The organism is Gemmatimonadales bacterium (genome assembly GCA_036265815.1).
Taxonomy (GTDB): domain Bacteria; phylum Gemmatimonadota; class Gemmatimonadetes; order Gemmatimonadales; family GWC2-71-9; genus CAVVWJ01.
This window is the reverse complement of record DATAOI010000015.1, coordinates 13,771-38,447: the sequence shown is the minus strand read 5'-3', so window position 1 is coordinate 38,447 and position 24,677 is coordinate 13,771. Positions and strand designations below refer to the sequence as shown.

At 68.7% G+C, this 24,677-nt stretch carries 23 protein-coding genes and 1 tRNA gene; 15 read left to right on the top strand and 9 right to left on the bottom strand.

The genetic code is table 11. From position 1 onward, the window contains the following. Window positions 1-90 precede the first annotated feature (90 nt). Window positions 91-720, bottom strand: coding sequence for a hypothetical protein (locus tag VHR41_02410; GenBank protein HEX3233021.1), 630 nt, complete (start codon window positions 718-720; stop codon window positions 91-93). A 143-nt stretch (window positions 721-863) separates the two neighbouring features. Between VHR41_02410 and VHR41_02405 the strand changes: the two genes are divergently transcribed. From VHR41_02405 to VHR41_02365, 9 genes are all read left to right on the top strand, one after another. Further along, window positions 864-3,263 carry a PAS domain S-box protein gene (locus VHR41_02405; protein ID HEX3233020.1) on the top strand — a complete coding sequence of 800 codons (2,400 nt, stop codon included), beginning with the start codon at window positions 864-866 and terminating at the stop codon, window positions 3,261-3,263. A 33-nt stretch (window positions 3,264-3,296) separates the two neighbouring features. Continuing rightward, on the top strand, window positions 3,297-3,635 hold the full coding sequence (locus VHR41_02400) for an arsenosugar biosynthesis-associated peroxidase-like protein (protein ID HEX3233019.1): 339 nt from the start codon (window positions 3,297-3,299) through the stop codon (window positions 3,633-3,635). Continuing rightward, window positions 3,636-4,679 (top strand): arsenosugar biosynthesis radical SAM (seleno)protein ArsS, encoded by a 1,044-nt coding sequence (arsS, locus tag VHR41_02395; protein HEX3233018.1) that lies wholly within the window; start codon window positions 3,636-3,638, stop codon window positions 4,677-4,679. Window positions 4,680-4,710: 31 nt separating this feature from the next. Beyond that, window positions 4,711-5,631, top strand: coding sequence for a branched-chain-amino-acid transaminase (ilvE, locus tag VHR41_02390; protein ID HEX3233017.1), 921 nt, complete (start codon window positions 4,711-4,713; stop codon window positions 5,629-5,631). After that, entirely contained in the window at window positions 5,628-6,338 is a 711-nt protein-coding gene (locus VHR41_02385) for a TIGR04283 family arsenosugar biosynthesis glycosyltransferase (protein ID HEX3233016.1), read from the top strand. The genes ilvE and VHR41_02385 overlap by 4 nt, the downstream gene beginning before the upstream one ends. Then, on the top strand, window positions 6,335-6,928 hold the full coding sequence (locus VHR41_02380) for a TIGR04282 family arsenosugar biosynthesis glycosyltransferase (protein ID HEX3233015.1): 594 nt from the start codon (window positions 6,335-6,337) through the stop codon (window positions 6,926-6,928). Before VHR41_02385 ends, VHR41_02380 begins: the two co-directional genes overlap by 4 nt. Window positions 6,929-6,981: 53 nt before the next feature. Further along, on the top strand, window positions 6,982-7,221 hold the full coding sequence (locus tag VHR41_02375) for a hypothetical protein (protein HEX3233014.1): 240 nt from the start codon (window positions 6,982-6,984) through the stop codon (window positions 7,219-7,221). Between the two features lie 76 nt (window positions 7,222-7,297). Further along, complete coding sequence (locus VHR41_02370) at window positions 7,298-7,717, top strand: hypothetical protein (GenBank protein ID HEX3233013.1); 420 nt, start codon at window positions 7,298-7,300, stop codon at window positions 7,715-7,717. Window positions 7,718-7,845: 128 nt separating this feature from the next. Continuing rightward, window positions 7,846-9,408 carry a transglycosylase SLT domain-containing protein gene (locus tag VHR41_02365; protein ID HEX3233012.1) on the top strand — a complete coding sequence of 521 codons (1,563 nt, stop codon included), beginning with the start codon at window positions 7,846-7,848 and terminating at the stop codon, window positions 9,406-9,408. Between the two features lie 7 nt (window positions 9,409-9,415). Here the strand turns inward: VHR41_02365 and VHR41_02360 are convergent, their stop codons facing one another. From VHR41_02360 to VHR41_02350, 3 genes are read right to left on the bottom strand one after another with little or no spacing between them, the layout of a single operon-like run. After that, window positions 9,416-10,108, bottom strand: a complete 693-nt coding sequence (locus VHR41_02360; protein HEX3233011.1) for a transglycosylase SLT domain-containing protein — start codon at window positions 10,106-10,108, stop codon at window positions 9,416-9,418. A 39-nt stretch (window positions 10,109-10,147) separates the two neighbouring features. After that, complete coding sequence (gene moaC / locus VHR41_02355; GenBank protein HEX3233010.1) at window positions 10,148-10,627, bottom strand: cyclic pyranopterin monophosphate synthase MoaC; 480 nt, start codon at window positions 10,625-10,627, stop codon at window positions 10,148-10,150. Then, window positions 10,624-11,715 (bottom strand): hypothetical protein, encoded by a 1,092-nt coding sequence (locus VHR41_02350; protein HEX3233009.1) that lies wholly within the window; start codon window positions 11,713-11,715, stop codon window positions 10,624-10,626. Before VHR41_02350 ends, moaC begins: the two co-directional genes overlap by 4 nt. 497 nt (window positions 11,716-12,212) lie before the next feature. On the opposite strand from VHR41_02350, the gene VHR41_02345 reads away from it, so the two are divergent. Further along, a tRNA-Asn gene (locus tag VHR41_02345) sits at window positions 12,213-12,285 on the top strand. Between the two features lie 89 nt (window positions 12,286-12,374). Here VHR41_02345 and VHR41_02340 read toward each other — a convergent pair. Continuing rightward, window positions 12,375-13,376, bottom strand: a complete 1,002-nt coding sequence (locus VHR41_02340) for a hypothetical protein (protein ID HEX3233008.1) — start codon at window positions 13,374-13,376, stop codon at window positions 12,375-12,377. 269 nt (window positions 13,377-13,645) lie between these two features. Here VHR41_02340 and VHR41_02335 point away from each other — a divergent pair, with 269 nt between their 5' ends. Next, window positions 13,646-13,822 carry a hypothetical protein gene (locus VHR41_02335; protein HEX3233007.1) on the top strand — a complete coding sequence of 59 codons (177 nt, stop codon included), beginning with the start codon at window positions 13,646-13,648 and terminating at the stop codon, window positions 13,820-13,822. 4 nt (window positions 13,823-13,826) lie between these two features. Here VHR41_02335 and VHR41_02330 read toward each other — a convergent pair whose 3' ends face one another. The 3 genes from VHR41_02330 to VHR41_02320 are packed head-to-tail and all read right to left on the bottom strand — an operon-like array spanning window position 13,827 to window position 15,823. Continuing rightward, window positions 13,827-14,273: a hypothetical protein gene (locus VHR41_02330; GenBank protein ID HEX3233006.1), complete on the bottom strand. Its 447-nt coding sequence runs from the start codon at window positions 14,271-14,273 to the stop codon at window positions 13,827-13,829. Between the two features lie 22 nt (window positions 14,274-14,295). Then, on the bottom strand, window positions 14,296-14,937 hold the full coding sequence (locus VHR41_02325) for a DNA-3-methyladenine glycosylase (GenBank protein ID HEX3233005.1): 642 nt from the start codon (window positions 14,935-14,937) through the stop codon (window positions 14,296-14,298). A 19-nt stretch (window positions 14,938-14,956) separates the two neighbouring features. Further along, on the bottom strand, window positions 14,957-15,823 hold the full coding sequence (locus VHR41_02320; protein HEX3233004.1) for a DMT family transporter: 867 nt from the start codon (window positions 15,821-15,823) through the stop codon (window positions 14,957-14,959). Between the two features lie 213 nt (window positions 15,824-16,036). Here VHR41_02320 and VHR41_02315 point away from each other — a divergent pair, with 213 nt between their 5' ends. Beyond that, window positions 16,037-17,452, top strand: coding sequence for a pyridoxal-dependent decarboxylase (locus VHR41_02315; GenBank protein HEX3233003.1), 1,416 nt, complete (start codon window positions 16,037-16,039; stop codon window positions 17,450-17,452). Window positions 17,453-17,462: 10 nt separating this feature from the next. On the opposite strand, the gene uvrA is transcribed toward VHR41_02315, so the two are convergent. Beyond that, window positions 17,463-20,255, bottom strand: a complete 2,793-nt coding sequence (gene uvrA / locus VHR41_02310; protein ID HEX3233002.1) for an excinuclease ABC subunit UvrA — start codon at window positions 20,253-20,255, stop codon at window positions 17,463-17,465. Window positions 20,256-20,352: 97 nt separating this feature from the next. Here uvrA and VHR41_02305 point away from each other — a divergent pair, with 97 nt between their 5' ends. The 3 genes from VHR41_02305 (at window position 20,353) to VHR41_02295 (ending at window position 24,675) form a co-directional block, all read left to right on the top strand. Continuing rightward, window positions 20,353-21,429 (top strand): lysylphosphatidylglycerol synthase transmembrane domain-containing protein, encoded by a 1,077-nt coding sequence (locus VHR41_02305; GenBank protein ID HEX3233001.1) that lies wholly within the window; start codon window positions 20,353-20,355, stop codon window positions 21,427-21,429. Between the two features lie 4 nt (window positions 21,430-21,433). Continuing rightward, the gene (locus VHR41_02300) at window positions 21,434-23,227 is read left to right on the top strand and encodes an ABC transporter ATP-binding protein (GenBank protein ID HEX3233000.1); all 1,794 of its coding nucleotides are present in this window, start codon (window positions 21,434-21,436) and stop codon (window positions 23,225-23,227) included. A 74-nt stretch (window positions 23,228-23,301) separates the two neighbouring features. Continuing rightward, window positions 23,302-24,675: an FHA domain-containing protein gene (locus tag VHR41_02295; protein HEX3232999.1), complete on the top strand. Its 1,374-nt coding sequence runs from the start codon at window positions 23,302-23,304 to the stop codon at window positions 24,673-24,675. Window positions 24,676-24,677 lie beyond the last annotated feature (2 nt).

Here is a 24,677-nt window from a genome sequence, read left to right as displayed (position 1 = left end):
CGGCCGTTCGGTGTACTGCCGCTTCCAGTAGCCCATGGGGGAGGCCTCGACAGCGAGGTGGCTGTCCGAAACCCTCCCCACGAAGAGGGTTCAGGGAACAGGACCCAGGCTAACGCCGCGTTCCTGGGCCGGCTGTGACCGCGCTAACACTCCCCAGGTCAGGCCGGCTCGCGGCCTTCGCCGCCTCCCCAGCTCCCTCCGCTCCTGTTCCGCCCGCTTCCGCTCATCCGAGCGCCACTTGTCGTAGTGCTTCCACTGGTCCTTCCCCAGAAAGCTCTTGAGCGTCTCGTCGAAGGTCTTCTGCCGGCTGGCCAGCTCCTGGCCCAGCGGCATCATCACGTCCCGTTGGCGCCCTGCTCCTTCCCGGTCGCCGTCCTGGAAGTCCCCGATCATCTCCCGCCGGGCAAGGTTCAGGCTGTCGCGCTGCGGCTTGGTGGAGGCCATGAATCGCTGGTAGAGCTCGGCGTATCGTCGCCGCTGATCTTCCGGTGGCGAGGCGATCTTGGCGAACTCGTCGGGAGCAGGCGGACCATCGGCGACCACGGGATCGAGCGCCTCCATCCGCCGGCCGTGCATCATGCCGAAACCACCGTGTCTGCCGCGGGGCATGTCGCCTCCGCCGCCGGGCCGATCGGGTTCATCGGTGCTCTGCGCCAGGACCGGTCCCGCCAGTGCCACGGCCGCGAGCAAAAAGAGGAAAGTCGAAGTCAGGGGTCGCATGGGTACCGGATCTCCTGCGGGCTGATGGTCGGTGGTGAGCGGTGACCAGCCGTATACATCCGGCGCCTCCGCACCGTTGGGCATGCCTGCCGAGTATCTTTCTGCTCTTGGTGTCGGGCTCACCACCAGCGGAGAGGCATGCCGTGGGTTCATCGTCACTCGAGTCCAGCTCCCGCGAGACTCTTCCCCGGCTCCCGCCCTGGTCGGACGGGTGGGGCCGCTACGGGCTGATGCTTGGCGTGGTCGCGGTGTCCACTCTGGTGCGATTCTTTCTCGACCCGATGGTCGGCACCCGACTCACCTTCATGACGTTCTTCCTGGCGGTGTTCACCACCGCCTGGTTCGCCGGTCTTCGCCCCACCATCGGTGCCACGCTGCTGAGCCTGCTGATCGGCGTGGTGTTCTTCGATCCGCCGGCCGCGCATTTCGGGCTGGCCGATCCGGTCAACCAAGTCCGCTACCTGTTCTTCTCTCTCACCGGTGTCGCGACCGGCTGGATGGGAGAAACCCGGCTCCGGGCGTTGCGAACCGCCCAGGCCGCCGCTCAGCAGGCGCAAGCGGAAGCGGCGCGGGCCGAGGCGCAGCGCCTCCGGGCCGAGGAGCAGGCCAGCAAGGCCGAGGAGTCTGCGGCGGAGCTCCGTGGCAGCGAGGATCGCTTCCGCGCCATGGCGGAGACGATTCCCGCGATGCTCTTCACCATCGACGCGCACGACGACTTCGCGTACTTGAATCGGCGCTTCTTCGACTACACCGGTCTCGCGGCCGGCGCGCCTCCCCAGGAGGCCTGGCGAGCCACGCTGCATCCCGATGACGTGGAGGCAATCCGGACGGGTTGGGAACGGGCCCGCCGCACCGGCGAGTCATCCCAGCATGAGTGCCGCCTGAGAGGCGCGGATGGGAGCTACCGCTGGTTCGTGGTGCGGTCACGACCGATCCGGGCCGAGGATGGGAGCGTCGCCCGCTGGTTCGGCTACTGCATCGACGTGGACGACCTCAAGCAGGCCGAGGCGGCCGCGCGTCTGAGCGAGCAGGAGCTGAGCGACTTCTTCGAGAACGCCTCGGTCGGGCTCCACTCCGAGGACGGACGGGGCGTGATCCTGCGGGCCAATCGCGCCGAGCTGGAGCTGCTGGGCTACCGGGCCGACGAATATCTGGGACACTCCATCGCGGAGTTCCACGTCGATCCCGCCGTGGTCGAGGAGCTGCTCCGCCGACTCGCCGCGGGCGAGATCGTGCAGGACGCGCCCGCGCGGCTCCGCTGCAAGGACGGGAGCATCAAGGACGTCCTGATCAGCTCCAGCGTGCATTGGAAGGACGGCGCCTTCGGGTACACCCGCAGCTTTACCCGGGATGTCACCGCGCAGAAGCGTGCCGAGGAAGCTGTCCGGATGCTGCAGCGACTCGAATCGGTGGGACAGCTCGCCGGCGGAGTGGCGCACGAGGTGAACAACCAGATGACGGTAGTGCTGGGGGCCACCGACTTCATTCTCCGCCGGGAGGACCTGCCGGCGCCGGTGCGGAGCGACGTCCAGGTGGTGCGCGACGCCGCCCAGCGCTCCGCCGGCATCACCGCGCAGCTCCTCGCCTTCAGCCGGCAGCAGATCCTCCGCCCCGAGGCGCTCGATCTCAACGCGGTGGTGGCCGCATTCCATCCCGTGATCCTGCGCGCCATGGGGGAGCGCTACGAGGTCTCGCTCGAGCTGGGGAGCGGGGCCACCTGCGGCCGCGCCGACCGGAGCCAGCTCGAGCAGGTGCTGCTCAACCTCGCCCTCAACGCCGCCGATGCCATGCCCGACGGCGGCCGGCTGACCCTCCACACCGAGCGAGTCACCCTCAACGCCGCCGATCGCCGGCTGGAGCACGAGCCGACCGTCGAGCCCGGCGAGTATCTCGAGCTCACGGTCACGGACACCGGCATCGGGATGGATGCGGCGACGCTCGCGCGGGTGTTCGAGCCCTTCTTCACCACCAAGGAGGTCGGCCGGGGCACCGGGCTCGGCCTCTCCACCGTGTACGGCATCGTGCGCCAGAGCGGCGGCTATATCGCGGTGCGGAGCGCGCCGGGGAAGGGCTCCACCTTCAGCGTCTTTCTGCCGGCCACACCCGAGCCGGCGCGCGTGGCCCCGGAGGCGGCGCCGGATCAGACTGTGCACGGCGAAGAGACGATCCTGGTGGTCGAGGACCAGACTGAGGTGCTGCGGATGGTCACCCGGACGCTGGATGCTGCGGGCTACCACGTGATCGAGGCGCCGGACGGCGCCGAGGCGTTGGCCCGGGCTCGGGAACACGCCGGCGGCCTGGCGCTCGTGCTCACCGATCTCGCGCTGCCGAAGCTCGGTGGGCTGGCGCTCGCGCGGGAGCTGGTCGATCTGGTGCCCGGCGTCCCCGTGCTGTTCATGACCGGCTACGCCAATGCCGAGCAGGTGGAAGGGACCGCCCTGCTCGGGAGCTATCCGATGATCGAGAAGCCCTTCACCTCCGACCTGCTGGTTCGCCGGATCCGCGAGACGCTGGAAGGCGCCCGACAGCGCGTCACCGCATGAGCCGCACGGTTCACCCTTTACCGGACCTCCGGCATGGAATCCGATCACTACTACCGCGACGCTGACCTCGCGCGGTTCGGCGACATCGGCAAAGGCGCGCCCGAGCTCTGGGAGAAGTTCCGCGCCTGGTACGACGCCGTGTTCGCGGAGGGAGCGCTCTCCGCCCGGGAGAAGGCGCTCATCGCTCTGGCGGTCTCCCACTCCGTCCAGTGCCCGTACTGCATCGACGCCTACACCACCGCGTGCCTGGAGCAGGGCTCCAACGAGGAGCAGATGACCGAGGCCGTTCACGTGGCCGCGGCCATCCGGGGCGGCGCGTCGCTGGTCCACGGGGTGCAGATGCGCAATCACCTCGAGCGGTTGGGGATGTAGGTGACCGCTCTGCCGACGCTCCGACGGCAGCGTCACCCGCTCGCAGCCGGTGCGGCCCAGCGCCGGCTGCTCGCCGAGCTCCCGCTCTCCCGGAGCTTCGAGGCGGCGCTCACGGCGAGTGGTCTGGAGCCACTGCGGCCGATGGGCACCGACGTCCTGCAGCTGAATGTGGGCAAGCGCTGCAACCAGACCTGCGGCCACTGCCACGTCGACGCGGGGCCGGACCGCACGGAGATGATGTCCACCGAGGTGGTGGACATCTGCCTTCGGGTGCTGGCCAGCTCCGGCATCGGTACGTTGGACATCACCGGGGGCGCGCCGGAGCTTCACCCCGAGTTCCGTCGGATCGTCGAGGCCGCCACCCGGCTCGGCCGGCGGGTGATCGATCGTTGTAATCTCACCGTCACCCGCCTGCCCAACTATCGATACGTTCCCGGCTTCCTCGCCGAGCACCGGGTCAGGGTGGTCGCATCGCTGCCGTACTACCAGAGCCGCCAGACCGATGCCCAACGCGGCGAGGGCGTGTTCGATGCGTCGATCGCCGCATTGCGTGAGCTCAACGCGCTCGGCTACGGGCAGCCGGAGAGCGGCCTGGTCCTGGATCTGATGGCCAATCCGGTCGGAGCCTTCCTGCCGCCGGAGCAGTCCGCCGCGGAGCGGGACTGGCGCCGCGAGCTCGCCCGGCGCCACGGTGTGGTGTTCAACTCCCTGCTCACCATCACCAACATGCCGATCAGCCGGTTCCTCGATCATCTCGAGCGAAAGGGCCAGACCCACGCCTATCTCGAGAAGCTGGTGCAGGCGTTCAATCCTGCCGCCGCCGCCGGCGTGATGTGCCGGTTCACGCTCTCGGTGGGCTGGGACGGCACCCTCTACGACTGCGACTTCAACCAGATGCTGGATCTGCCGGTGTCTTCGCCCTCCGCGCGTCACATCCGCGATTTCGATCCCGCCGCCTTGGGTGCGCGCGCGATCGCGACGGGACCGCACTGTTTCGGCTGCACCGCGGGCGCGGGCTCGAGCTGCGGCGGCGCGGTGGCCTGAACCCGGGGCCATGGCCGGGAGCCGCCGGCGCATGTACATTTTCCCTATGACGACCAGCCTTTCTTCTTCCAAGCAGTCGGCCGCCCAGGGCGCGGGTGTGCCCACCATCTGGCTCGACGGCGAGTGGCACGAACGCGACACCGCCACGGTGTCGGTCTACGATCACGGCCTGCTCTACGGAGACGGCGTGTTCGAGGGCATCCGGATCTACGGTGGCAAGATCTTCCGGCTCAAGGAGCACCTCGACCGGCTCTACGACTCGGCCCACGCCATCTGGCTCACCGTCCCGATCCCCAAGGATGAGTTCGCCGCCTTGACCGAGGAGGCGGTGCGCCGCTCGGGCATCCGCGAGGGCTATATCCGGCCCATCGTCACCCGCGGCGCGGGCGATCTCGGCCTCGACCCGAGGAAGTGCCCCCGGCCGTCGGTCATCATCATCGTCGACACCATCAAGCTCTGGCCCGAGGAGGTCTACGAGACCGGGCTCAAGGTGGTCACCGCCGGCACGCCCATTCCCCAGCGCGAGTCGCTCTCGCCCCGGGTCAAGTCGCTCAACTATCTGGCCCACATTCTCGCCAAGATCGAGGGCACCCAGGCCGGGGCGGACGAAGTGCTCATGCTCGACAGCAGCGGCAGCGTGGCCGAAGGCTCGGGCCAGAACCTCTTCGTGGTGAAGCAGGGGAAGATCCGGACGCCGGCCGCGTTCGCCGGCATTCTCAAAGGCGTCACCCGCGACGTGGTCATCGAGCTCGCCGTCCAGGCCGGCTACGACGTGCAGGAGACGATCCTCAACCGCTACGACGTCTACACCGCCGACGAGGCGTTCTTCACCGGCACCGCCGCCGAGGTGGTGGCGATTCGCCAGGTCGACGGCCGGCTCATCGGCGCCGGCAAGTCGGGTCCGGTCACGCGCGATCTTCGCGCCCGTTTCCAGGCGCTCGTCCGGAGCTGACCACGCTCCTGTCGATCGTCATCCCTGCGCTCGACGAAGCGCCGCGGCTGCCGCGGCTCCTGCAGGATCTCACCTCGCTCACCGTTCCGCATGAGATCATCGTGGCGGACGGCGGCTCCTCGGATGGCACCGCGGAGCTGGCCGCCGCCCGCGGGTGCACCGTGGTGTGCTCCCCACCGGGCCGCGGCCGCCAGCTCCGGGCCGGCGTGGCGGCCTCGCGGGGTGAATGGCTGCTGGTGCTTCATGCCGATGTCCGCCTCTCCGCCGCCGCGCTCTCCGAGGCGGAGGCGGCCCTGAGCCAGCCAGCACTCGGGCTGCCGCCGTTCCGTGCCGCGTCCTGGCCGCTCGCAATCGACGGGGACGGGAGCTGGTTTCGCTGGGTGGAGCGGGGCGCCGCGCTACGCTGGCGGCTGTTCGGCCTGGCGTATGGAGATCAGGGACTTCTGGTCACCCGCAGCCTGTACGATGCCGCCGGTGGCTACCCCGACACCCGCATCATGGAGGACGCCGCACTGATCCGGCGGATCGGCCGGCTTGCGGTGGTCCGGCACTTTCAGCGGCCTATCCTGGCCGACCCGCGGCGGTGGCGCCGGGAGGGGCGGGTGCGCGCCACGCTGCGCAACTGGGCGCTGCTCGCCCTGTTCCTCGCCGGCGTCGAGCCCGAGCGCCTGGCGCGCTGGTATCTGCCGGAACCGCGGCCGCAATGAGCGCGGCACTGGCGGTGTTGCTCAAGGCGCCGCGGATGGGCACGGTCAAGACCCGGCTCGCATCCGAGATCGGCGCTCGACAGGCACTCCGCCTCTATCGCGTGATGGTGGCCCGGACGCTGGCCAGTGTCGGCGAGGCGAGCCTGGAGGTGACAGTATGGTTCACGCCGTCCGAGGCGGCCGCAGAGGTGCGCTTCTGGCTCGGGGCAGCCTGGGATCTCCGCCCGCAAGCCTCGGGCGATCTCGGCGCCCGGCTCTTCGCGGCGGAGCAGGCGGTAGCGCGAGGCCGGCCATGGATCGCAATCGGGGTCGACTGTCCCCGCCTCACCGGCGAGCTTCTCCAGGAGGCGGTCGGCATCATCCGGCGGGGCTCGGTCGTCCTGGGCCCCGCCACCGACGGCGGATATTACCTTATCGGCGGAACGACGCCGCTGCCCGGACTCTTCAGCGACATGCCGTGGGGCACCGACCGGGTCCTCAGCGAAACCCGCGCGCGGCTGAAGCGCGCCGGTGCGCGGTGGCAGGAGCTTCCCGAGCTGCGCGACGTGGACACCGCCGAGGCGGCCCGCGCCGAAGGACTCTTGACCTGATTCGCCGAGGCCTTCCATATTGGCCGACTTCGCTATTGCACGGTGGAGCACACATGGTTTGGAGAGTCGTCGAGCACGACGACCGGCGCTGGAACGTCTCGATCCTCGCGGAGCGTCGGGGCAACTCGCCCCAGTGGACCCTGGTGTTCTCGTTCCGCCCGGTGGATCAGGCACAGGGGCCGCTGTGGGCCGCGTCTCCGCTGACCTCGACCTCCAAGGCCACGCTGTTCGCCCAGGCTGAGAAGCTCTCGGAGGACATGCTCGCCGCCATCCTCGCCGAGCACCTCCAGTAGTGACCCTGGATGGCATGGGCTTTGCCCCCTCGGGCCCCTGCCGTTCCCCGTGCCCCCGTCCTTCATAAGGACCGCCATGGCCCCCCCGAACCCGCTCAGCGAACGGCTGCGGTTCGCCGAGTTCATTCTCGACCGGCTTCCCAACGGCCGATGCCGGGCGCGGGTCGGCCTCACCTGGAAAGACTCGGAGCAGTTCACCGGTGAGAGCGAAGGTCTGGGCTCACAGGCAGGCGAGCTGCGTTGCGCCGCCCAGGCCTGCGTGACCGCGCTGGAGCAGGCGGTGCAGGGCGGGCTCGGGTTCGAGCTGCTGGGCGTGAAGGCCGTCCGCGCCTTCGATGCCACCGTGGTGATCGTCTCGCTGGCCGCGCACGGTGAAGGGAGCGGGACCCGGGTCGTGGGATCGTACCTGACCGAGAGTGACGCGGCGCGCGGCGCCGCGTTGGCCGTTCTCAACGCAACCAATCGAATTCTGGGCAACCGGCTGTTCATGCGCTGACGGCCCCTGCAGGCCGAATCTTGCCTCAGTTCGCCTCGGGGTCCCGCGCTTTGCGGACGGCCTGGTGACGCATGTCGTTGCACCACCGAACCCCACCCGAAAGCGCCGCCGGGACAGGAGTGCGCCGCATGCCGCGAGCCCCGATCGCCGTCGCTCTCCTGCTGCTGCTCGGTGCCGCCTGCGCCGGTCCCCGCCGCGCGCCGGCGATCCAGCCCGAGCCTAAGCCGGCCCCCTCCGCCACCTCGCCGGAATCGGCCGTCATCCCGCCGCCACCAGCGTCCGCCCTCGAGCTCGACGCGCTTCCGCCCGCCCCCGCGCTCGACACCCTGGTGCCTGCCGCCGAGCTCGCAGCCGAAGTGCGGCTGGCGGCCGACTCGGCGGCAGACGAAGCGGTGCTGGAAGCGCTGGACGACGCGAGCCCGGCCGGCGAGGCGGCGGACTCCTCGGCCGAACTCGAGCCGGCGGTCTCCTGGGACATCGACGTCGCCACCTACAACAATCACGACCGGGTGCAGTACTACCTGGATCTGTTTCGCCGCAAGGCGCGCGAGCGATTCGGCATCTGGCTCAGCCGGATGCCGCGGTACGAGCCAATGATTCGCGAGCGGTTCCAGCGGGTGGGGCTGCCCGGCGACCTGGTCTATCTCGCCCTGATCGAGAGCGGTTTCTCCAACACCGCCACCAGTCGGTCGCACGCGGTGGGGATGTGGCAGTTCATGAAGGGCACCGCCAAGCTCTACGGGCTGCGGGTCGACTCCTGGGTCGACGAGCGGCGAGACCCCTACCGCTCCACCGATGCCGCGGTTCGGCACCTCAACGATCTCAACCGCCGCTTCGGCTCGCTGTATCTCGCCGCCGCCGCGTACAACGCAGGCTCGGGCAAGGTATCCCGCAGCCTGGTTCGGCTGCCGGAGGACGACGCGGACTCGGTCAACTCCGATGCGACCTTCTTCCGGCTGTACGACACCAAGCTGCTTCGTCGGGAGACCAAGGACTACGTGCCCAAGCTCATCGCCGCGGCGTTGATCGCCAAGGAGCCGGCGCGCTATGGCTTCGAGGTCGCGCCGGCCGAGCTCGCCGCGTACGACTCCATCGTGGTGCCGGGGATGACCGGGCTCGACGTCATCGCGCGATTGGCCGATACCACCGTCGCGGCCATTCGAGAGCTCAACCCGCAGTATCTCCGGCTGGCGACGCCGCCCGGCGTGGCTGCCGTGGTGCGGATTCCTTCAGGCCGGGGTCCGGCCACCGAGGTGGCGTACGCCGCGTTGCCGGTCGAGCGCCGGGTGACCTTCGTGGAACACACGGTCAGTCGGGGAGAGACGCTGGGTGGGATCGCGCAGCGATACCGCGTCAGCCTGCGGCTGCTCACCGAGGCGAACCCGCGGCTTCGAAAGCGGCTCCGAGTGGGTCAGCGGGTGATCGTCCCGACCGGCGGCGCCGTCTCCGGGCGAGTGGCGCGGCGCATCGCGGATCCGGTGGTGCCCGCGGGGGCCAGCCCCAGTGGCTTCCATCGGGTGCGCCGGGGCGAGACACTCATTGGTCTGGCGGAGGAGTACGGAGTGACCCAGCGGAAGCTCCGCGAGTGGAACCAGCTCGACGCCGCGGGCCGGATCCGCGCCGGCCAGCGGCTGAGGGTGGCTCCGCCGGCGCTCAAGTCGGCAGCCGCCTCACTCAAGGTCCCGGGTTAGTGGCGGCTCAGCGCTGCTCAGCTGGTGGGCGATATCCCTCGAGCACGGCGTCCGCGTAGCCGTTGGCGGGATCGCCGCCCTGGGCCAGGATCTCGGACACTTTGGCCGGACCGCGGTTATACGCCAGCAGCGCGGTCTGGGTATCGCGGTTGAACTTGCCCAGCAGATCGTTGAGGAAGCGGAAGCCGATCCGCAGGTTCACGTCGCGCTCGAACAGCTCCTTGGCCGTAACGCCCCGATCGTAGAAGCGCGCCGTGGCGAGCTGCACCTGGGTGTACCCGATGGCGCCGGCCGAGCTCTGGGCGTTCTGCCTGAAGCTGCTCTCGATCTTGACCAGCTGAAACCCGAGCGCCGGGTCGATCCCCTCGCTCAGGGCGATGTCGTAGATGGCGGCCGCGAGATCGGCCGGGATCTGATAGTGGGCCGAGCTCTCCATGATGGCATTGGCGCGATCCAGCTGGAGTCTGATGAGCGCCATCTCACCCCGGGTGGCGTCGAGCTGGTCACCCAGACTCCCCATCTCCCGAGCCACCAGACGCGCGTTGGGGACGGCAACCTCGTCGGTCGCGCGGACTCGCTTGGTCCAGCCCGCCAGCGTCCCGATGACCACCGCCGTCGTCAGCAGTAGCCCGCCCCGAACCAGCAGCCGTTGGGCCGTTCCTCCGCGCAGCTCGCCGTACTTGTCGGTCGGTCGCTTCATGGCCAACCTCCTCGCTATTGGAAAGCCGCGTCCTCGACGTCAACCGTCGGACCGGCGCCAATCTCCCCGGGTTCCCCCGGTTTTGCTGAGCAGCTTCACCTGATCGATAGTGATCTCCCGATCGACTGCCTTCATCATGTCATAAACTGTGAGACATGCCACGCTCACCGCGGTGAGCGCCTCCATCTCCACTCCTGTGCGCCCCGTCACCTTGGTCCGGGCCGTGATCCGCACGCCCGGCAGCTCCGGTTCCAGCCTTGCCTCCACCGTCACCAGCTCCAGCCCCAGGGGGTGGCAGAGCGGGATCAGCTCCCCGGTGCGCTTGGCCCCCATCACACCTGCCACTTCGGCTACCGCCAGCACGTCACCTTTGGCAACCCCGTGGCTGGCGAGCAGCTCGAAGGCCTCGCGCGACATGCGGACCAGCCCTTCGGCCAGCGCGGTGCGAGCGCTCTCAGGCTTGCCGCCCACATCCACCATGCGGGCTCGGCCGCTTTCATCCAGGTGGCTCAGCTTCACAGATCCTCCGACAGGCCCTGACCCAGAACCGCCAGGAGGATCTGCGGGTTCACGTTTCCCCACGCCGCCTCCCGCGCTTCGGCCACGCGCTCCAGCGCCCTGAGGAACGGCGCCGGATTTCCCTGGCGCCGGAGCGCAGGAGGCACCGGCCTCCGGGTAGTCTGGCCAAGCGAGGCCCGCGCCGCCTCGCTCAGGGTGTCGGCCAGAGCATCGAGCATGGCGGTGAACTCGCCTCGCGCAGACCAGGGGGCCTGCTTGAGCGCGCGCTCGAGCACCGGGCCGGGCCCATCCGCGATGGCCTGCAGCAGCTGATTCGCGGCGGCGTAGGCCTTGGCCGCGTCCTCGCCGGCGCTCAGGGCCTGGCCTATCGATCCAGTCCCCAGGGCTACTCGTTCTTCCAACTCCTTGACCGAAAGGGCGGGCTCGATCTCCCGCCGGAGAAACTCCGCTACATCCGCATCCGACAGCCGCTTGAGCCTCACCGGCACAGCCCGCGACCGCATGGTCGGCAAGAGGCGCCGGGCATCGACCGTCGTCAGCACGAACAGGCTTCGGGGCGGCGGCTCCTCCAGCAGCTTGAGCAGCGCGTTGGCCGCCTCCTGACTCGACTCTTGAGGCACCAGCCGGTCCGCCTCACCGATGATGAACACCCGGCGGCCTCCCTCGACGGAGGTGAGCCCGGCGCGTTGCTGGAGCAGCCGGACGACGGCGATGGGGTGTCCGGCCATGCCGTCTGGCAGGGCATAGAGTGGCTTTGCGCGCCGCTCCTCCATTACCGCCGCGAGTGCCTCGGCGGCTTCTTCGACCTGTTTCGCTGGATCCGCCGCCTTGGGGCGGGGAATCGGCACGAACCAGTGCAGATCGGCATGGGCCAGACCCATCACCAGCCTGCAGGGTCTGCATTGGCCGCACGGTTCGTTGTCCGGCCGGTCGCAGAGCACCAATTGAGCCAGCCAGAGTGCAATTCTTTGCTTGCCGACCCCTGCCGGGCCCGTCACCAGCAGCACCTGGGGCAGCCGGTCTGTCCGGACTGCGTGGGCGAGGCGGCGACGGGTCTCCAAGTGCCCGGTGAGGGGGGGCAGCGGCATGGACGGAAGCTAAGGATCGAATGGGAAAAGGCTAGTATGTTGCAAGTAACACATTTTTCCACAAAGGGTTAGCTATACTTTGGTCAAACTCGTGGTATGCCTAGGGCTAGCGGCATTTTGGCTAGGCAGTGAAAGCGAGTGCTCGCACCGAAATCAGCGCTGGCTGCTTGCCGGACCTTGGCTCAACCAGCCGGGGCGCCCCACTGCCGCTGTACTGTCGGATCGCTGAGTATGGGGTTTCTAGTCTGCACCCGCCCGCCCAGGCCGCCGATACTCCTGAACCGAGCGGGAGGTCGCGATCGGAATCACCACGCCCGCCCGCGCATCTGGCAGGAATATCACTGGCTGACCCGGTTGGCGACGGAGGTGGTCCAACTAGCGGCTGACCGGCGGAGGCCGTCAGGCAGTCTCAACTGAGCCGCTGAGCCAGGCCCCGTGGCCGCTTGACCGAGATGGGTGGGCCGACCAGATTGCACCCGCGCGAGGCAGCCGCGCCTTCCCGAGTAGCTCAGTTGGTAGAGCAGGTGACTGTTAATCACCGGGTCGGGGGTTCGAGTCCCTCCTCGGGAGTTTCCCAAGACCAGAGCCTACCGCCTTTGAATCGAGGGCCCATAACCGCAGTTATGGGCCCTCGTGGGCTCCGCCTCCAGCACCACCACTCACCGTCGACAGGACTTCTGCGGGAGGCCTCGGGCCTGTTGAGCCAGTTCGGACAGAGCGCCCTGGATATCAGGCCGCGAAAAGTAGGTCTCGTCGTACTGATACATCAGGAATCCACACAAATACGGCTCTGAGAGGAACCGGCCGCCCCAGGACCTGATCTCATCCGCACTCATGGCGTTCTTCCCCACCCGGCGGCCCGGAATCCCACTGTCCTTGGATCCGCCATTGAGCACGTTCAGGCCGCCGACCAGTCCGAGGCCGAGCGCCTTGGCACCCTCTACTTGGGCCTCGATGAAGCTGTCGAGGGGAGCGAAGCGGTCGAGGTACTGGATCCGGATGGCATCCAGGTGGGGGTACTGGGAGCCCGCCAGATAGTCGGGAAAGGCGCGAACGACGGTGGGCATCGTGGGCCAGATCTGCTTGCTGTACGCCGCGATCTCTTCGATCTGCGCGGGTGAGACGCGATGGCCGTTCCAGTTGGTCGGATCCTGGGGCTCGTCCAGGATGAAATGACCTATGATGGTCCCTTCGGCGATGTAGGCTGTGAGATCGAGTCCGCGGAACCGGTCGACCCGCTGCTCCCATTTGGCAATGCTGAATCCGTTCTCGTCGCGATTGAACTCCTCGCTGCCGGCAAAGCTGATGAACAGCCGGGCACCGGTCCGCCTGGCCCCGTCCAGATCGCGAATCAACTTGGCCGGGTCGGTTGCCGTGTAGACCGTGCCGCTGAAGTCGGCAAAACGCTCCGCCGGAAGCTGGGCCGGCCCGAACGGAAGGCCCTCGTGGGAGACCGGAGGATTCGGCGTGGAATCCGTCGGCGGCACGAGTGAGTCAGGCCCTGGCACGGAGTCGGTGGTGTCGCCGGCCGCGGTATCGGGTGTGGTCGGCGGCGGGGTGGAATCCTGCGCTCCGGGTACGCCAACGAGCGGATCGGGAGATCCGCCACCGCCGCACGCACCCGAGGCGATGACGAGGAGAACGAAGAAGGCGAGCCGCACCCGTATGGCCTTCCACGCGACTACGAGAAGGGAAGAACCAGGCGGGTTCAACTGCTGTGGAACGTAGACCATCAATCCAACACCAATCTTGGGACAACCCAATTCTGTGAGCACGTTTCTGCGAGACACGTATACTGCCAACCAATCATCCTGGTGTCCAGTCCCGTTGAATCCGGAAACGGGTCCTGACGGGGTAGAGGAACACACCCCCTGGCCACTATGTTTCAGGCGCAGGGAGCCCCGCCCGCCCACATGTCAGTGGAGGTGTGATGTCCAAGCGTGAGGATCAGCGCATTGCCGCGCTCGCCAAGAAGAACGCGGAGAAGGTGGTGCAGCCCAAGGCCGATCGAGCGGTCCAGTTCGATCCCACCCTGCGCCAGCGGGCCGCCGAGGAAGACAGCGAGACGCGCCGGCTGTTCAAGGAAATGAAGAAGCGCGAGTTCTGAAGATTCAGCGTCCCCGCGGCCGCCGGAACACCGGGCGCCGCTCGCCGTCGCTCGGGTCCTCTGGTGGCTCGGGGGGCGGCTTTCGTTTGGCGCCGGATCGGCGCCCGCTGTTGGAGAGGGACGGGGCAGGTGGCACCTGGGCGGCACGGGGCTTCTCCGGGAGCGCCTGGCGCTCCGGCGGCCTGGCCGCCGGCCGCTCGACCGGCGTGGTGGCCGCGAGCACGCCGATGGCGGCCTGGGCCGCCACCTTGATGGTTTGCAGCGAGGTGTCGATCGCGTCCCGCATCCGGGCGTCCACCCGCAGCGCCTCCTGCTGAACCACCGCGCGCACCAGCGCCCGCGCGGTGTCCGGGCCGATCTGATGCCCGAGCTCACCCAGGCGCTCGCACACCAGCTCCACCGTGGCCAGGTCCGGCTCGTAGTCGGCCAGCAAGGTCGCCATATCGGTCATCGGTCCCTCCGATGGTTGCCTGCTACAACTCCAGCGCCCGCCACATGTACCAGCTCGCCACGCTGCGATAGGGGCGCCAGCGCTCGGCCCGTCTGACCATGACGGCCGGATCCTTCAGCGCGCGGCGGCCGAAGGTCCGGACGAAGCCCTTGCGGACCCCGAGGTCGCCGACCGGCAGCACATCGGGCCGACCCAAGCGGAACAGCAGCAGCATCTCCACGGTCCACCGGCCCACCCCGCGCACGGTGGTGAGCCGCTCGATGATCTCGTCGTCCGACATCCGCCGCACCCGCACCATGCTGGGCACGGTGCCGTCCACCGTCTTCGCCGCGAGGTCCTTGACGGCGAGGGTCTTGGCGTTGGAGAGCCCGGCGGCCCGCAGCCGCTCCGGAGCCGTGGCCAGAATGTCAGCGGGACGGGGAAACCGGCGCGGATGGTGGAGTGCGCAGACCCGTCCCAGAATCGTGGCGGCCGCCTTGCCGGAGAGCTGCTGGTAGACGATCGACTCCAGCAGCGCGGCGAACAGACTCTGGGTGGGCTCCGGCTCCAGCCGGAACGGTCCGGCGCGCAGGATCAACTCGCCGAGCCGGGGGTCCGCGTCGGAAAGATGCCGGCAGGCGACCTCCGGATGGTAATCGAGGCCCGGCACCCTTGGCGCGACCATGGTCATCCACCGAAGATAATCAGAAGCTCGACCACCGGTCGGCGGTGAGAAGGCCGGTGGCGGCGATGACCAGGAGAGCACCGGCGATCTCCCACGGCCCCGGCCGCGCGCCAAAGACGACGATGGCCAACAGATGGGTGAAGACGATGCCGAGGTTGGAGAGTGCGGTGACCGGCGCGGCGCGCTCGAGCGAGTAGGCCCGGGTCATCGCGAGCTGAGCCCCACCACCCCCGACCCCGGCGCCCACCATGAAGAGCCCGCTCCGCGCATCCGGCCAGCGCCACACCGGAATCGAGAGCACCAGCATGGCGGCGAGGCCCACCAGCGAGAAATGCAGGACGACCGCCTCATGGCTCTCGCCGGGTCCGATCTTGCGGAGCCAGATCATCGCGAGCGCGTAGAAGAACGCGCCCACCGTGGCCACGCCGGCCACCGGGGCCGCGATCTCGAACGAGGGCCGTACCACCGCGATGATCCCGGCGAACGCGAGCGCCACCGCGAGGGCCACGTGTCGGCCCACTCGTTCACCGAGGAGCGAGCCGGAGAGGAGGGCGACGAAGATCGGCGCGGTCGCACCCAGCGTCGCCGCGTCCCCTACGCCGATGCGGTTGGATCCGAGCGCGAAGAATGCTCCGATCGCGGCCAGGGTGCCGAAGATGCTGCGTCTCCAGGTGCCCGCACGATCGGTCACCCGCAACGAGTGTCTTTGCGCCCGGGCCAGCGCGAGCGCGATGAGCGCGCCGATCACGAAGCGGGCGGCGGCGATCTCCGACCAGGGGAGATGGGCCGAGCCGAGGCGGGTGCAGACGTTCATCAGCGCGAAGAAGAGCTGCGCCAGAACCATCCAGGCCAGGCCCAGGCCGGAGCGACGCTCGGAGAGCTGCACGCGCTTCCTTTCGACCGGCCGCCCGGATGGAAGTGAACGGAGAACGCTGCCGCCTCTGGGTGCCGGAGCGGGCCCTGGAGACCAGGTGCAAAGCTAACCCCAGATCTCCTGAGGCCAGTGCAAAGCACGGGTGCTCGCTGGCCTGTTGCCACTGGTCCAGAGGGCGCTGATCCCCTGCTTGACGCGCGTGCCGGCGGACGTTCGCTTTGGGGCATGCACCCCGACGAATTTCGCCGCCAGGCCCATGTCCTGGTCGATTGGATGGCCGATTATCTGCGCGATGTCGGCACCCTGCCGGTCACCCCGGCGGTCCTGCCCGGTGATATCAAGAGCCAGCTTCCCACGAGCCCTCCAGAGTCAGGCGAGCCGTTCGAGGCCTTGATCGAGGACTTCCGGCGGGTCGTGGTTCCCGGGATGACGCATTGGAACCATCCCGGCTGGTTCGCCTACTTCCCTGGCAACAACAGTCCGCCATCGATTCTGGGCGAGATGCTCACAGCCGCGATGGGCGCACAGTGCATGTCCTGGGCGACGTCGCCCGCGGCCACCGAGCTGGAGCAGGTGGTCATGGACTGGCTGCGGCAGATGCTGGCACTGCCGGCAGACTTCACCGGCGTCATCCAGGATACGGCGTCTACGGCGACGCTGGTGGCGCTGCTGACCGCGCGAGAGCGCGCGACGGATGGACGTGCCGGCGGTCTGGGCCTGGCCCGGTCAGGGTCTTCGCTCACGGTCTACGCGTCGGCGGAGGCACACTCCTCCATCGACAAGGCGGTGAAGCTCGCGGGCTACGGGCTCGACCAGCTGCGCCACATTCCGACCGACGAGGCGTTCGCGCTTCGCCCGGAGGCGCTGGAGCAGGCGATCCTCGAGGACCGCTCCGCCGGCCGCGTGCCGGCGTGTGTCGTCGCGTCGATCGGTACCACCTCGTCGACCGCGATCGACCCGGTGCCGGCCATCGCCGAGATCTGCCGGCGCCACGGGCTCTGGCTGCACGTCGATGCCGCCTATGCGGGCGCCGCGGCCATTGTGCCCGAGCTGCGCTGGATGTTCCAGGGCGTCGGCCAGGCCGACAGCTTCGTCTTCAACCCGCACAAGTGGCTCCTCACCAACTTCGACTGCACGGCCTACTTCGTTCGAGATCCGGACGCGCTGCTCGGGACCTTCCAGGCGACCCCCGAATACCTGCGCACCACGCACGACTCCAGCGTGGTGAACTACCGTGACTGGGGGATTCAGCTGGGCCGCCGGTTCAGGGCGTTGAAGCTCTGGTTCGTGATCCGGAGCTACGGAGTGGCAGGGCTGCAGGCGATGATCCGGCGACACGTGGCGCTGGCCCAGGAGTTCGCCGGCTGGGTCGCGTCGGCGCCGGACTTCGAAGTGGTGGCCCCCGTGCCGCTCGGCCTAGTGTGTTTTCGCTACCGGCCGGCCGGGCGCACGATGTCGGAGATCGATGCGCTCAATCAGGAGCTGCTGGCCCGGATCAACGCCGGGCGCACGATCCATCTGACTCATACGCGTCTGCGCGGTCGTTACGTGATCCGGCTGGTCGTTGGACAACGGGGGACCACTCGGGAGCATGTGGTCGCCGCGTGGGAGCTCATTCGGGCGAGCGCCGCCACGCTCTGATCCGGGAGGCTCAGCCAACCAGGGCCGCCGCCGGCGGCGGCACGAGCAGGGGCCGGAGGTAGTTGCCGGTGTGCGACCCACCCACCGTGGCCACGTCCTCGGGCGTGCCCTGGGCCACGACCCACCCGCCCGCGTCGCCGGCCTCCGGACCCAGGTCGATCACCCAGTCGGCGCGCTTGATGACGTCCAGGTGGTGCTCGATGACCACGACGGTGTGCCCGGCGTCCACCAGCCGGTCGAGCACCTGGATCAGCACCCGCACGTCATCGAGATGCAATCCGGTGGTGGGCTCATCCAGGATGTAGACCTTCCGACCGTCCCGTCTGGTGGCGTGGGCCAGCTCTCGCGCGATCTTGAGCCGCTGCGCCTCGCCTCCGGAGAGCGTCGTGGCGGGCTGCCCCAGCCGGAGGTATCCCAGTCCCACTTGCTGAAGCTGCCAGAGCGCCGCCCCGAGCTTGGTCTGGTGCCGGAAGCGGGCGATGGCTTCCTCCACCGTCCACTGTAACACGTCGTGAATCGAGTGGCCATGGATGCGCACGTCGAGGACATCTCGCCGGTAGCGCGTGCCGCCGCAGACTTCGCAGGGCACGAATACGTCGGCCAGGAAGACCATCTCGACCTGCACGTGGCCCGCGCCTTCGCAGGCATCGCAGCGGCCGCCGGGCAGGTTGAAGGAGAACGTCGCGGCGGTGTACTTGCGCTGTCGAGCAAGTGGTTGGGCCGCGAACAGCTCGCGGATCTCGTCGAACGCCTTGATGTAGGTGATCGGGTTGGACCTGGGCGACCGCCCGATGGGCGACTGATCGATCAGCAGCACGTCGTCCAGCAGCTCGGCCCCGGTCAGGGACTCGACCTCTCCCACTGCCTCGCCCAGGTGGCTCTTGGCCGAGTGGCCGCCGTGGAGCCGGGCCTCCAGGTGTCGGTAGATGATATCGTGGACCAGCGTGCTCTTCCCCGAGCCGGATACGCCGGTGATCGCGGTGAGCGTCCCCAGGGGAATGTCGACATCCACCCCCTTCAGGTTGTGCAATCTCGCCCCCCGTACCCGAAGCCACTGGGGACCGGCCGGCCGCCTGAGACTCGGCACTGCGATCCGTTTCTCGCCCGTGAGATACTGGCCGGTCAACGTGTTCCGGGCACCGGCGACCGAACCGGCATGGACCACACGTCCGCCCCGCTCGCCCGCGCCGGGCCCGAGCTCGAGCATGAAGTCGGCCTGGCGGATGGCGGCCAGATCGTGCTCCACCACCAGCACGGTATTCCCCGCGTCGCGCAGCCGGCGCAGCAGGCCGAGCAGCCGGTCGGTGTCGCGCGGGTGGAGGCCGATGGATGGCTCGTCGAGCACGTAGAGCGTATCGACCAGGTGAGATCCGAGCGCGTTGCCCAGCGAGATGCGCTGGGCCTCGCCGCCGGAGAGGGTACGGGTCTGACGATCGAGCGTCAGATAGCTGAGTCCCACGTCGCAGAGGAAGCCGAGGCGGGCGGCCAGCTGGTCCAGCACGAGCTGGGCCACCTCGCGCTCGAACGGTGTGAGCGTGAGCGCCTCCAGCCAGGCCTGAATGCCCTCGATGGACCGCGCGGCCACCGAGGCCACCGTCTCATCGCCGATCCGCACGGCCAGGGCATCGGGATTGAGCCGGGTGCCACCACAGGCCTCGCAAGTCTTGGCGAGCTGATACTGTCGCAGAAAGACCCGGATGTACTGCTTGTAGCGCTTCTCTTCGAGGTCCTTGAGAAAGGGAAAGATTCCAACGTAGCGCCCCTGACGGCCGTAGAGCAGGTCCCGCCGATGCGCGGCCTTGAGCTTGTGCCAGGGCCTGGCCGGATCGGCACCGAGGCTCCGGGCAAAATCGAGCAGCATCCGGCGCCGGGTCTCGTACCGAGGCTTGGTCCAGGGGTCGATCGCACCGTCGGCCAGGCTTCGAGCGGGATCAGGAACGATGAGCGATTCGTCGTACTCCAGGACCGCCCCGAACCCGTTGCAGTGAGAGCACGCGCCACGCGGATTGTTGAAAGAGAAGAGCGCGGGAGTGACGGCGGCCGCCGGTGTATCGCAGGTGCTGCAGGCGGGGAAGCGGGTGAACCTGAGACGGCGGCCATCGGCCAACGCCAGCGCGATGCCATCACCCTCCTGAAAGGCGGTCGCCACCGCCTCCGCCAGCCGGCCGGCCGCGGCCGGACCGGCGGTGAGCCGGTCGACCACCACCAGGAGCTCTCGCACCCGGGTGAGGTCGAGTCCGGCCGGCAGCTCGTCGAGGCGATACGGGTTGCCATCTGCCAGCACCCGGACGAAGCCGAGCGCGCGCAGGTTCTCGACCACCGCCTCGTGGGCCAGCCGCGCCACGGGCGGCAGCGGAAAGCTGATCTGCACCGGGCCGGTCACTGCGGCCAGCACGTCGTCCGCGGCCGACTGCGGAGTGTCGCGGCGCACCGGGGCACCGCACGCTCGGCAGTAGCTGCGGCCAATCCGGGCCCAGAGCAGGCGCAGATAGTCGTACACCTCGGTGGCCGTGCCCACGGTGGAGCGGCTGGAGACGGTGGGGTTCCGCTGCTCGATGGCCACTGCCGGCGCCAGCCCCTCCAGCCGATCCACCAGCGGCTTGGGCATCCGCTCCAGAAACTGCTTGGCGTAGGTGGAGAGCGATTCGATGTAGCGCCGCTGCCCCTCGGCGTAGATGGTGTCGAACGCGAGGGTGCTCTTCCCCGACCCGGACGGGCCGGTGATCACGGTGAGCGCGCGGTGCGGGAGCTCGGCGCTGATTCCCCGGAGATTGTGCTGCCGGGCGTTGACGATGCGGATCACGGACTGGGACATCGCAGTCAGAAGGATAGCGGGGGTCCCGCGTTCGGGATAGTTTCGGGAAGGCAGCCTCGCAGCGGGCGACTATCTTTTCCCGTTCATGCCTCGATTGCTCACCCCCAAGTTCCTGGTTCGCGGCTTCGAGTTCTCGGTCCTGGCCTCGCTCGTGGGGTTTGGGATCACGCTGCTGTACGGCAACGACTTCTCCGCCTTTCTGGCGGGGGTGGGCCGGCTCCACTGGATCTGGCTCCTCGCCGGTGTCGGGCTGGCGTCGATGGATTGGATCGGCGGCGGACTCAGGAACTGGGTGGTGGCCCGGCATGTTTACCCGAATCCATCGCTCAAGGGGATGATTCTGGCGGGTGGGATGGGCGCCTGGGCGGGGTACATCACCCCCCTCAACTCTGGCGCCGGGCCGATGACGATGTACACCATGCGGCGCTACGGGCTGCCGCTGCCGGTGGCGGTGACCTCGACCTTCATGAGCTTCGTCGCCACCATCCTGTTCTTTGCCATCGCGGGGCCGCTGGCGCTGCTGTTCGGCGCGGGACAGTCGCTGGGCCAGCGGGGCAACGTTCTCGGACTCTCGCTCTACGATCTGTTCCGCGGCAGCCTGACGATCGTCGGCGGAATCGGCGTGCTGATGGCTTTGGTGATGTTCTTTCCCAAGCTGGTGCGCGACCTGATTCACCGTCTGGCCGAGTCGGTGGGGCGGCGGAATGCCAGGTTCGCGGGCCGGCTCGAGCGGCTCAGGGAGGGCATCGATCAGGCGCACGAGAGCGTGGTGGCCTTCAACAGCCCGGCTGGCTGGCTGGCGCTCTTCTGGGCCACGATCCTGAGCGGTCCCTCGCACGCCAACAAGCTGCTCGCCGGGTACGTGGCGCTCCGCGCCCTCGGGCTGCACGCCAACTTCGTCGACATTCTGCTGCTGCAGACGCTGGTCATGTTTCTGCTCTACTTCGCGCCCACCCCGGGCGCCTCCGGTATCGGCGAGGTGCTCTCGGCGGCGGTGATGTCGTCCTACGTGCCCCGGGGGCTCACCCCGATCTACATCCTGCTCTGGCGGCTCATTCTCACTTACATCACCCTGGGCTTCGGGTTCCTGGTCTTCTCCAGCTGGGTCCGCAAAGGGCTCAAGGGCATCGACCGGGCGGTGCTGGCCGAACCGGTGGGCTAGCCGTATGAGCCAGATGCTGGACGAGACGGAAGAGGGGGCCAAGAGTTACGACGCGGCGTTGCTGCGCCGGCTGCTGGGCTACCTGCGTCCCTACCGGCGACTGGGTGCCGGGGCGCTGCTGCTGCTGCTCTCGCAGTCGGGACTGGCGCTGATCGGACCCCGGCTCACCGAGCGGGCGCTGGACGTCGCGATCCCCCGGCAGGATGCCGGCCTCCTGAGCCTGCTGGCGGCCCTGTACCTCGGGACGCTGCTGCTCGAATTCCTGGTGGAGTACGGCGGGACGCTGCTGACCACGTACGTCGGGCAGCGGATCATGTACGACCTCCGGATGCAGATCTTCGGGCATCTTCAGCGCCTCAGCATCACCTACTTCGACCGAAACCCGGTGGGCCGGTTGATGACCCGGGTCACCTCGGACGTGGAGACGCTCAACGAGCTCTTTTCCTCCGGCGTGGTCACCATCTTCGGGGACGTGTTCACCCTGATCGCGATCATGGGGATGATGTTGGCGATCGACCTCCGGCTCGCGCTGGTGACGTTCGCGGTCATTCCGCTGGTCTGGCTCACCGCCCGGATCTTCCGCCGCCGGATCCGGCAGGCGTTCCGCGACATCCGCACCCGACTGGCCCGGCTCAACGCCTACCTGCAGGAGCAGCTCTCGGGGATGCGGATCGTGCAGCTCTTCGGCAGGGAGGAGGCGTCGGCCCGGCGGTTCGGCCGGCTGAACCGCGAGCACCTCGACGCCCACCTCCGCTCAATCACGGTGTACGCCATCTTCTTTCCCGTGGTCGAGGTGCTCACCGCCGTGGCGATGGCGCTGCTGCTCTGGTACGGCGGCCTCCGGACGCTGCACGGGACCCTCACGGTCGGTGTGCTCGCCGCGTTCATCCAGTACACCCGGCGGTTCTTCCAGCCGCTCCAGGATCTGTCGGAGAAGTTCAACCTGCTGCAAAGTGCCATGGCGTCCTCGGAGCGGGTCTTCTCTCTGCTGGACGAGCCGGTGACGGTGCAGGAGCCGGTGGCGCCCGCGGTCCTGTCCAGGCCGGTGCGCGGGCTGGTCCGCTTCGAGGAGGTCTGGTTCCGCTACAGCCCGACGGGGCCATGGGTCCTGCGGGATATCTCGTTCACGGCCGCGCCGGGACGGACCATCGCCCTGGTCGGCGCCACCGGGGCCGGCAAGACCACGATCGTGAACCTGCTGCTCCGCTTCTACGACCCGGAGCGGGGGCGGATCACGGTGGACGGGGTGGACATCCGGGAGCTCTCGACCGCCGAGCTGCGGTCGGTCATCGGCTTCGTGCAGCAGGATCTCTTTCTCTTTACCGGCGACATCCTGCATAACCTGACGCTGGATGCGCCGATCACCCCCGAGGCGGCGAGGCAGGCCGCGCGCCGGGTCGGCGCGGACCGGTTCATCGAGCGACTCCCGGCGGGCTACGCGCACGAGCTGGGTGAGCGGGGCAGGAGCCTGAGCGTCGGCGAGCGGCAGCTCCTGAGCTTCGCCCGGGCGCTGGCGCTCGACCCCCGCATCCTGGTGCTCGACGAGGCCACCAGCTCGGTCGATGCCGAGGCCGAAGCTCAGATCCAGCGGGCCATCGCCGAGCTCATGGCCGGCCGCACCAGCATCGTGGTGGCGCACCGGCTGAGCACGATCCTCCACGCGGACGAGATCCTGGTGCTCCACCATGGGGAGATCCGGGAGCGCGGCAGCCATCGGGAGCTGCTGGCGCTGGGTGGCCTCTATGATCGCCTGTATCAGCTTCAACTGCGTGGGCAGGAGGCCCGGAAGATTGCGTAAGAGTATTTTGCTTGCGTGGTTACGGAGCGCGGGATAGCTTTGTCGGCGCCTGATCAACTCCCAGGATTCGATCGATGATGCACCTCGAGATCGGCGGCCGCCGCATCCCAGTTGCCGCCGGTGAGACCTTCATAGGATCCGCCACAGACTGCGGCATCGTGCTTCCTGGTGAGGGAGTGCGGCCGCGCCATGCCATCCTCCAGGGCACTGCTCAGGGCGCCGCGGCGATCCGGGCAGCATCGCCCGACGCCGAGCTGATCATCAACGGGGTCCGCCTGGGTGTCGATCCCACCCCCGTGCTCCACGGCGACAAGATCGAGATCGGCGGCCACGAGATCCTGGCGGTCGATTCTCGGCGTACCGGCCATACCCAATTGTTCGACTCCGGTGCCTTTACCGATCTTGTTCCCCCGCCGCGACCCGCCAAGCCGGCCGCCGTCGGGGGCCGGGCCGGTGGCAGGCTGGTCTGCCTCACCGACGGGCGGGAGTACACGCTGACCGGCGAGACGCTGGTGTTCGGGCGCGACGCGGGTGCGGACGTCGTGGTGACGGGCACCGATGTCTCCCGCCGTCACGCGGAGATCCAGACGACGGCCGAGGGCTACGTGCTGATGGATCTCAGCGTGAACGGCACCTATGTGAACGGCGAGCGGGTGGGTCGGCGATACCTCCTCGCCCGGGCCGACGTCATTCGCATCGGGCACGACGAATTCCGCTTCTACGCCGATGCCGCTCCTCCTCCGCAGCCCCGTCCTCCGCGCAGTACCCCGATGACCACCAATCCGGTCGGGCCGCCGACCGGCGCCGGCGCCCGGCTCTCGGACACGCTGCATGGTCTGCCGGTGTCCGGCGTGGCGAGCGTGGCCACGCCCACCGCCCCGAGGGTGGCCCCGCTGGCGTCGCTGCTGGTCCGGAGCGGCGAGCTCAAGGGTCAGCGGCTGCCCATCAAGGTGCCGCTGATCAACATCGGCCGCGCGGAGTTCAACGACGTCGTGCTGCCCGATCCCAGCGTCAGCACCAGCCACGCCAAGCTGCAGCGGCGGGAGAACATCTGGATCCTCACGGACAGCGCGTCCACCAACGGCACCTACGTGGAAGGTGAGCCGGTGGAGGGCGAGGTGGCGCTCAGTCCCGGTGCCACCCTGCGCTTCGGCGACGTGTCGGCGCTCTTCGAGCCGCTGGACGACCAGGTCCCCGCCCGCCGCACCGCCGGTACCAGGCTGGTCGAGGCGATGGACCTCACCGGAGCCACGCCGCCCGGGGCCTCGCGTGCCGACCAGGCCGAGCCGGGGTCGGAGTCCGAGCCGGGTGCGGCCCCAGCCCCAAGCACCGCCCGCCAGCGGCGGCCGATTCGCGCCTCGGTGCCCCGTCCCGAGGGTCCGCCTATCTGGTTGCTGGTAGTGCTGGTGCTCCTGGGTGCGGCCCTGGCCTACTTCCTTCTGCGCTAGAC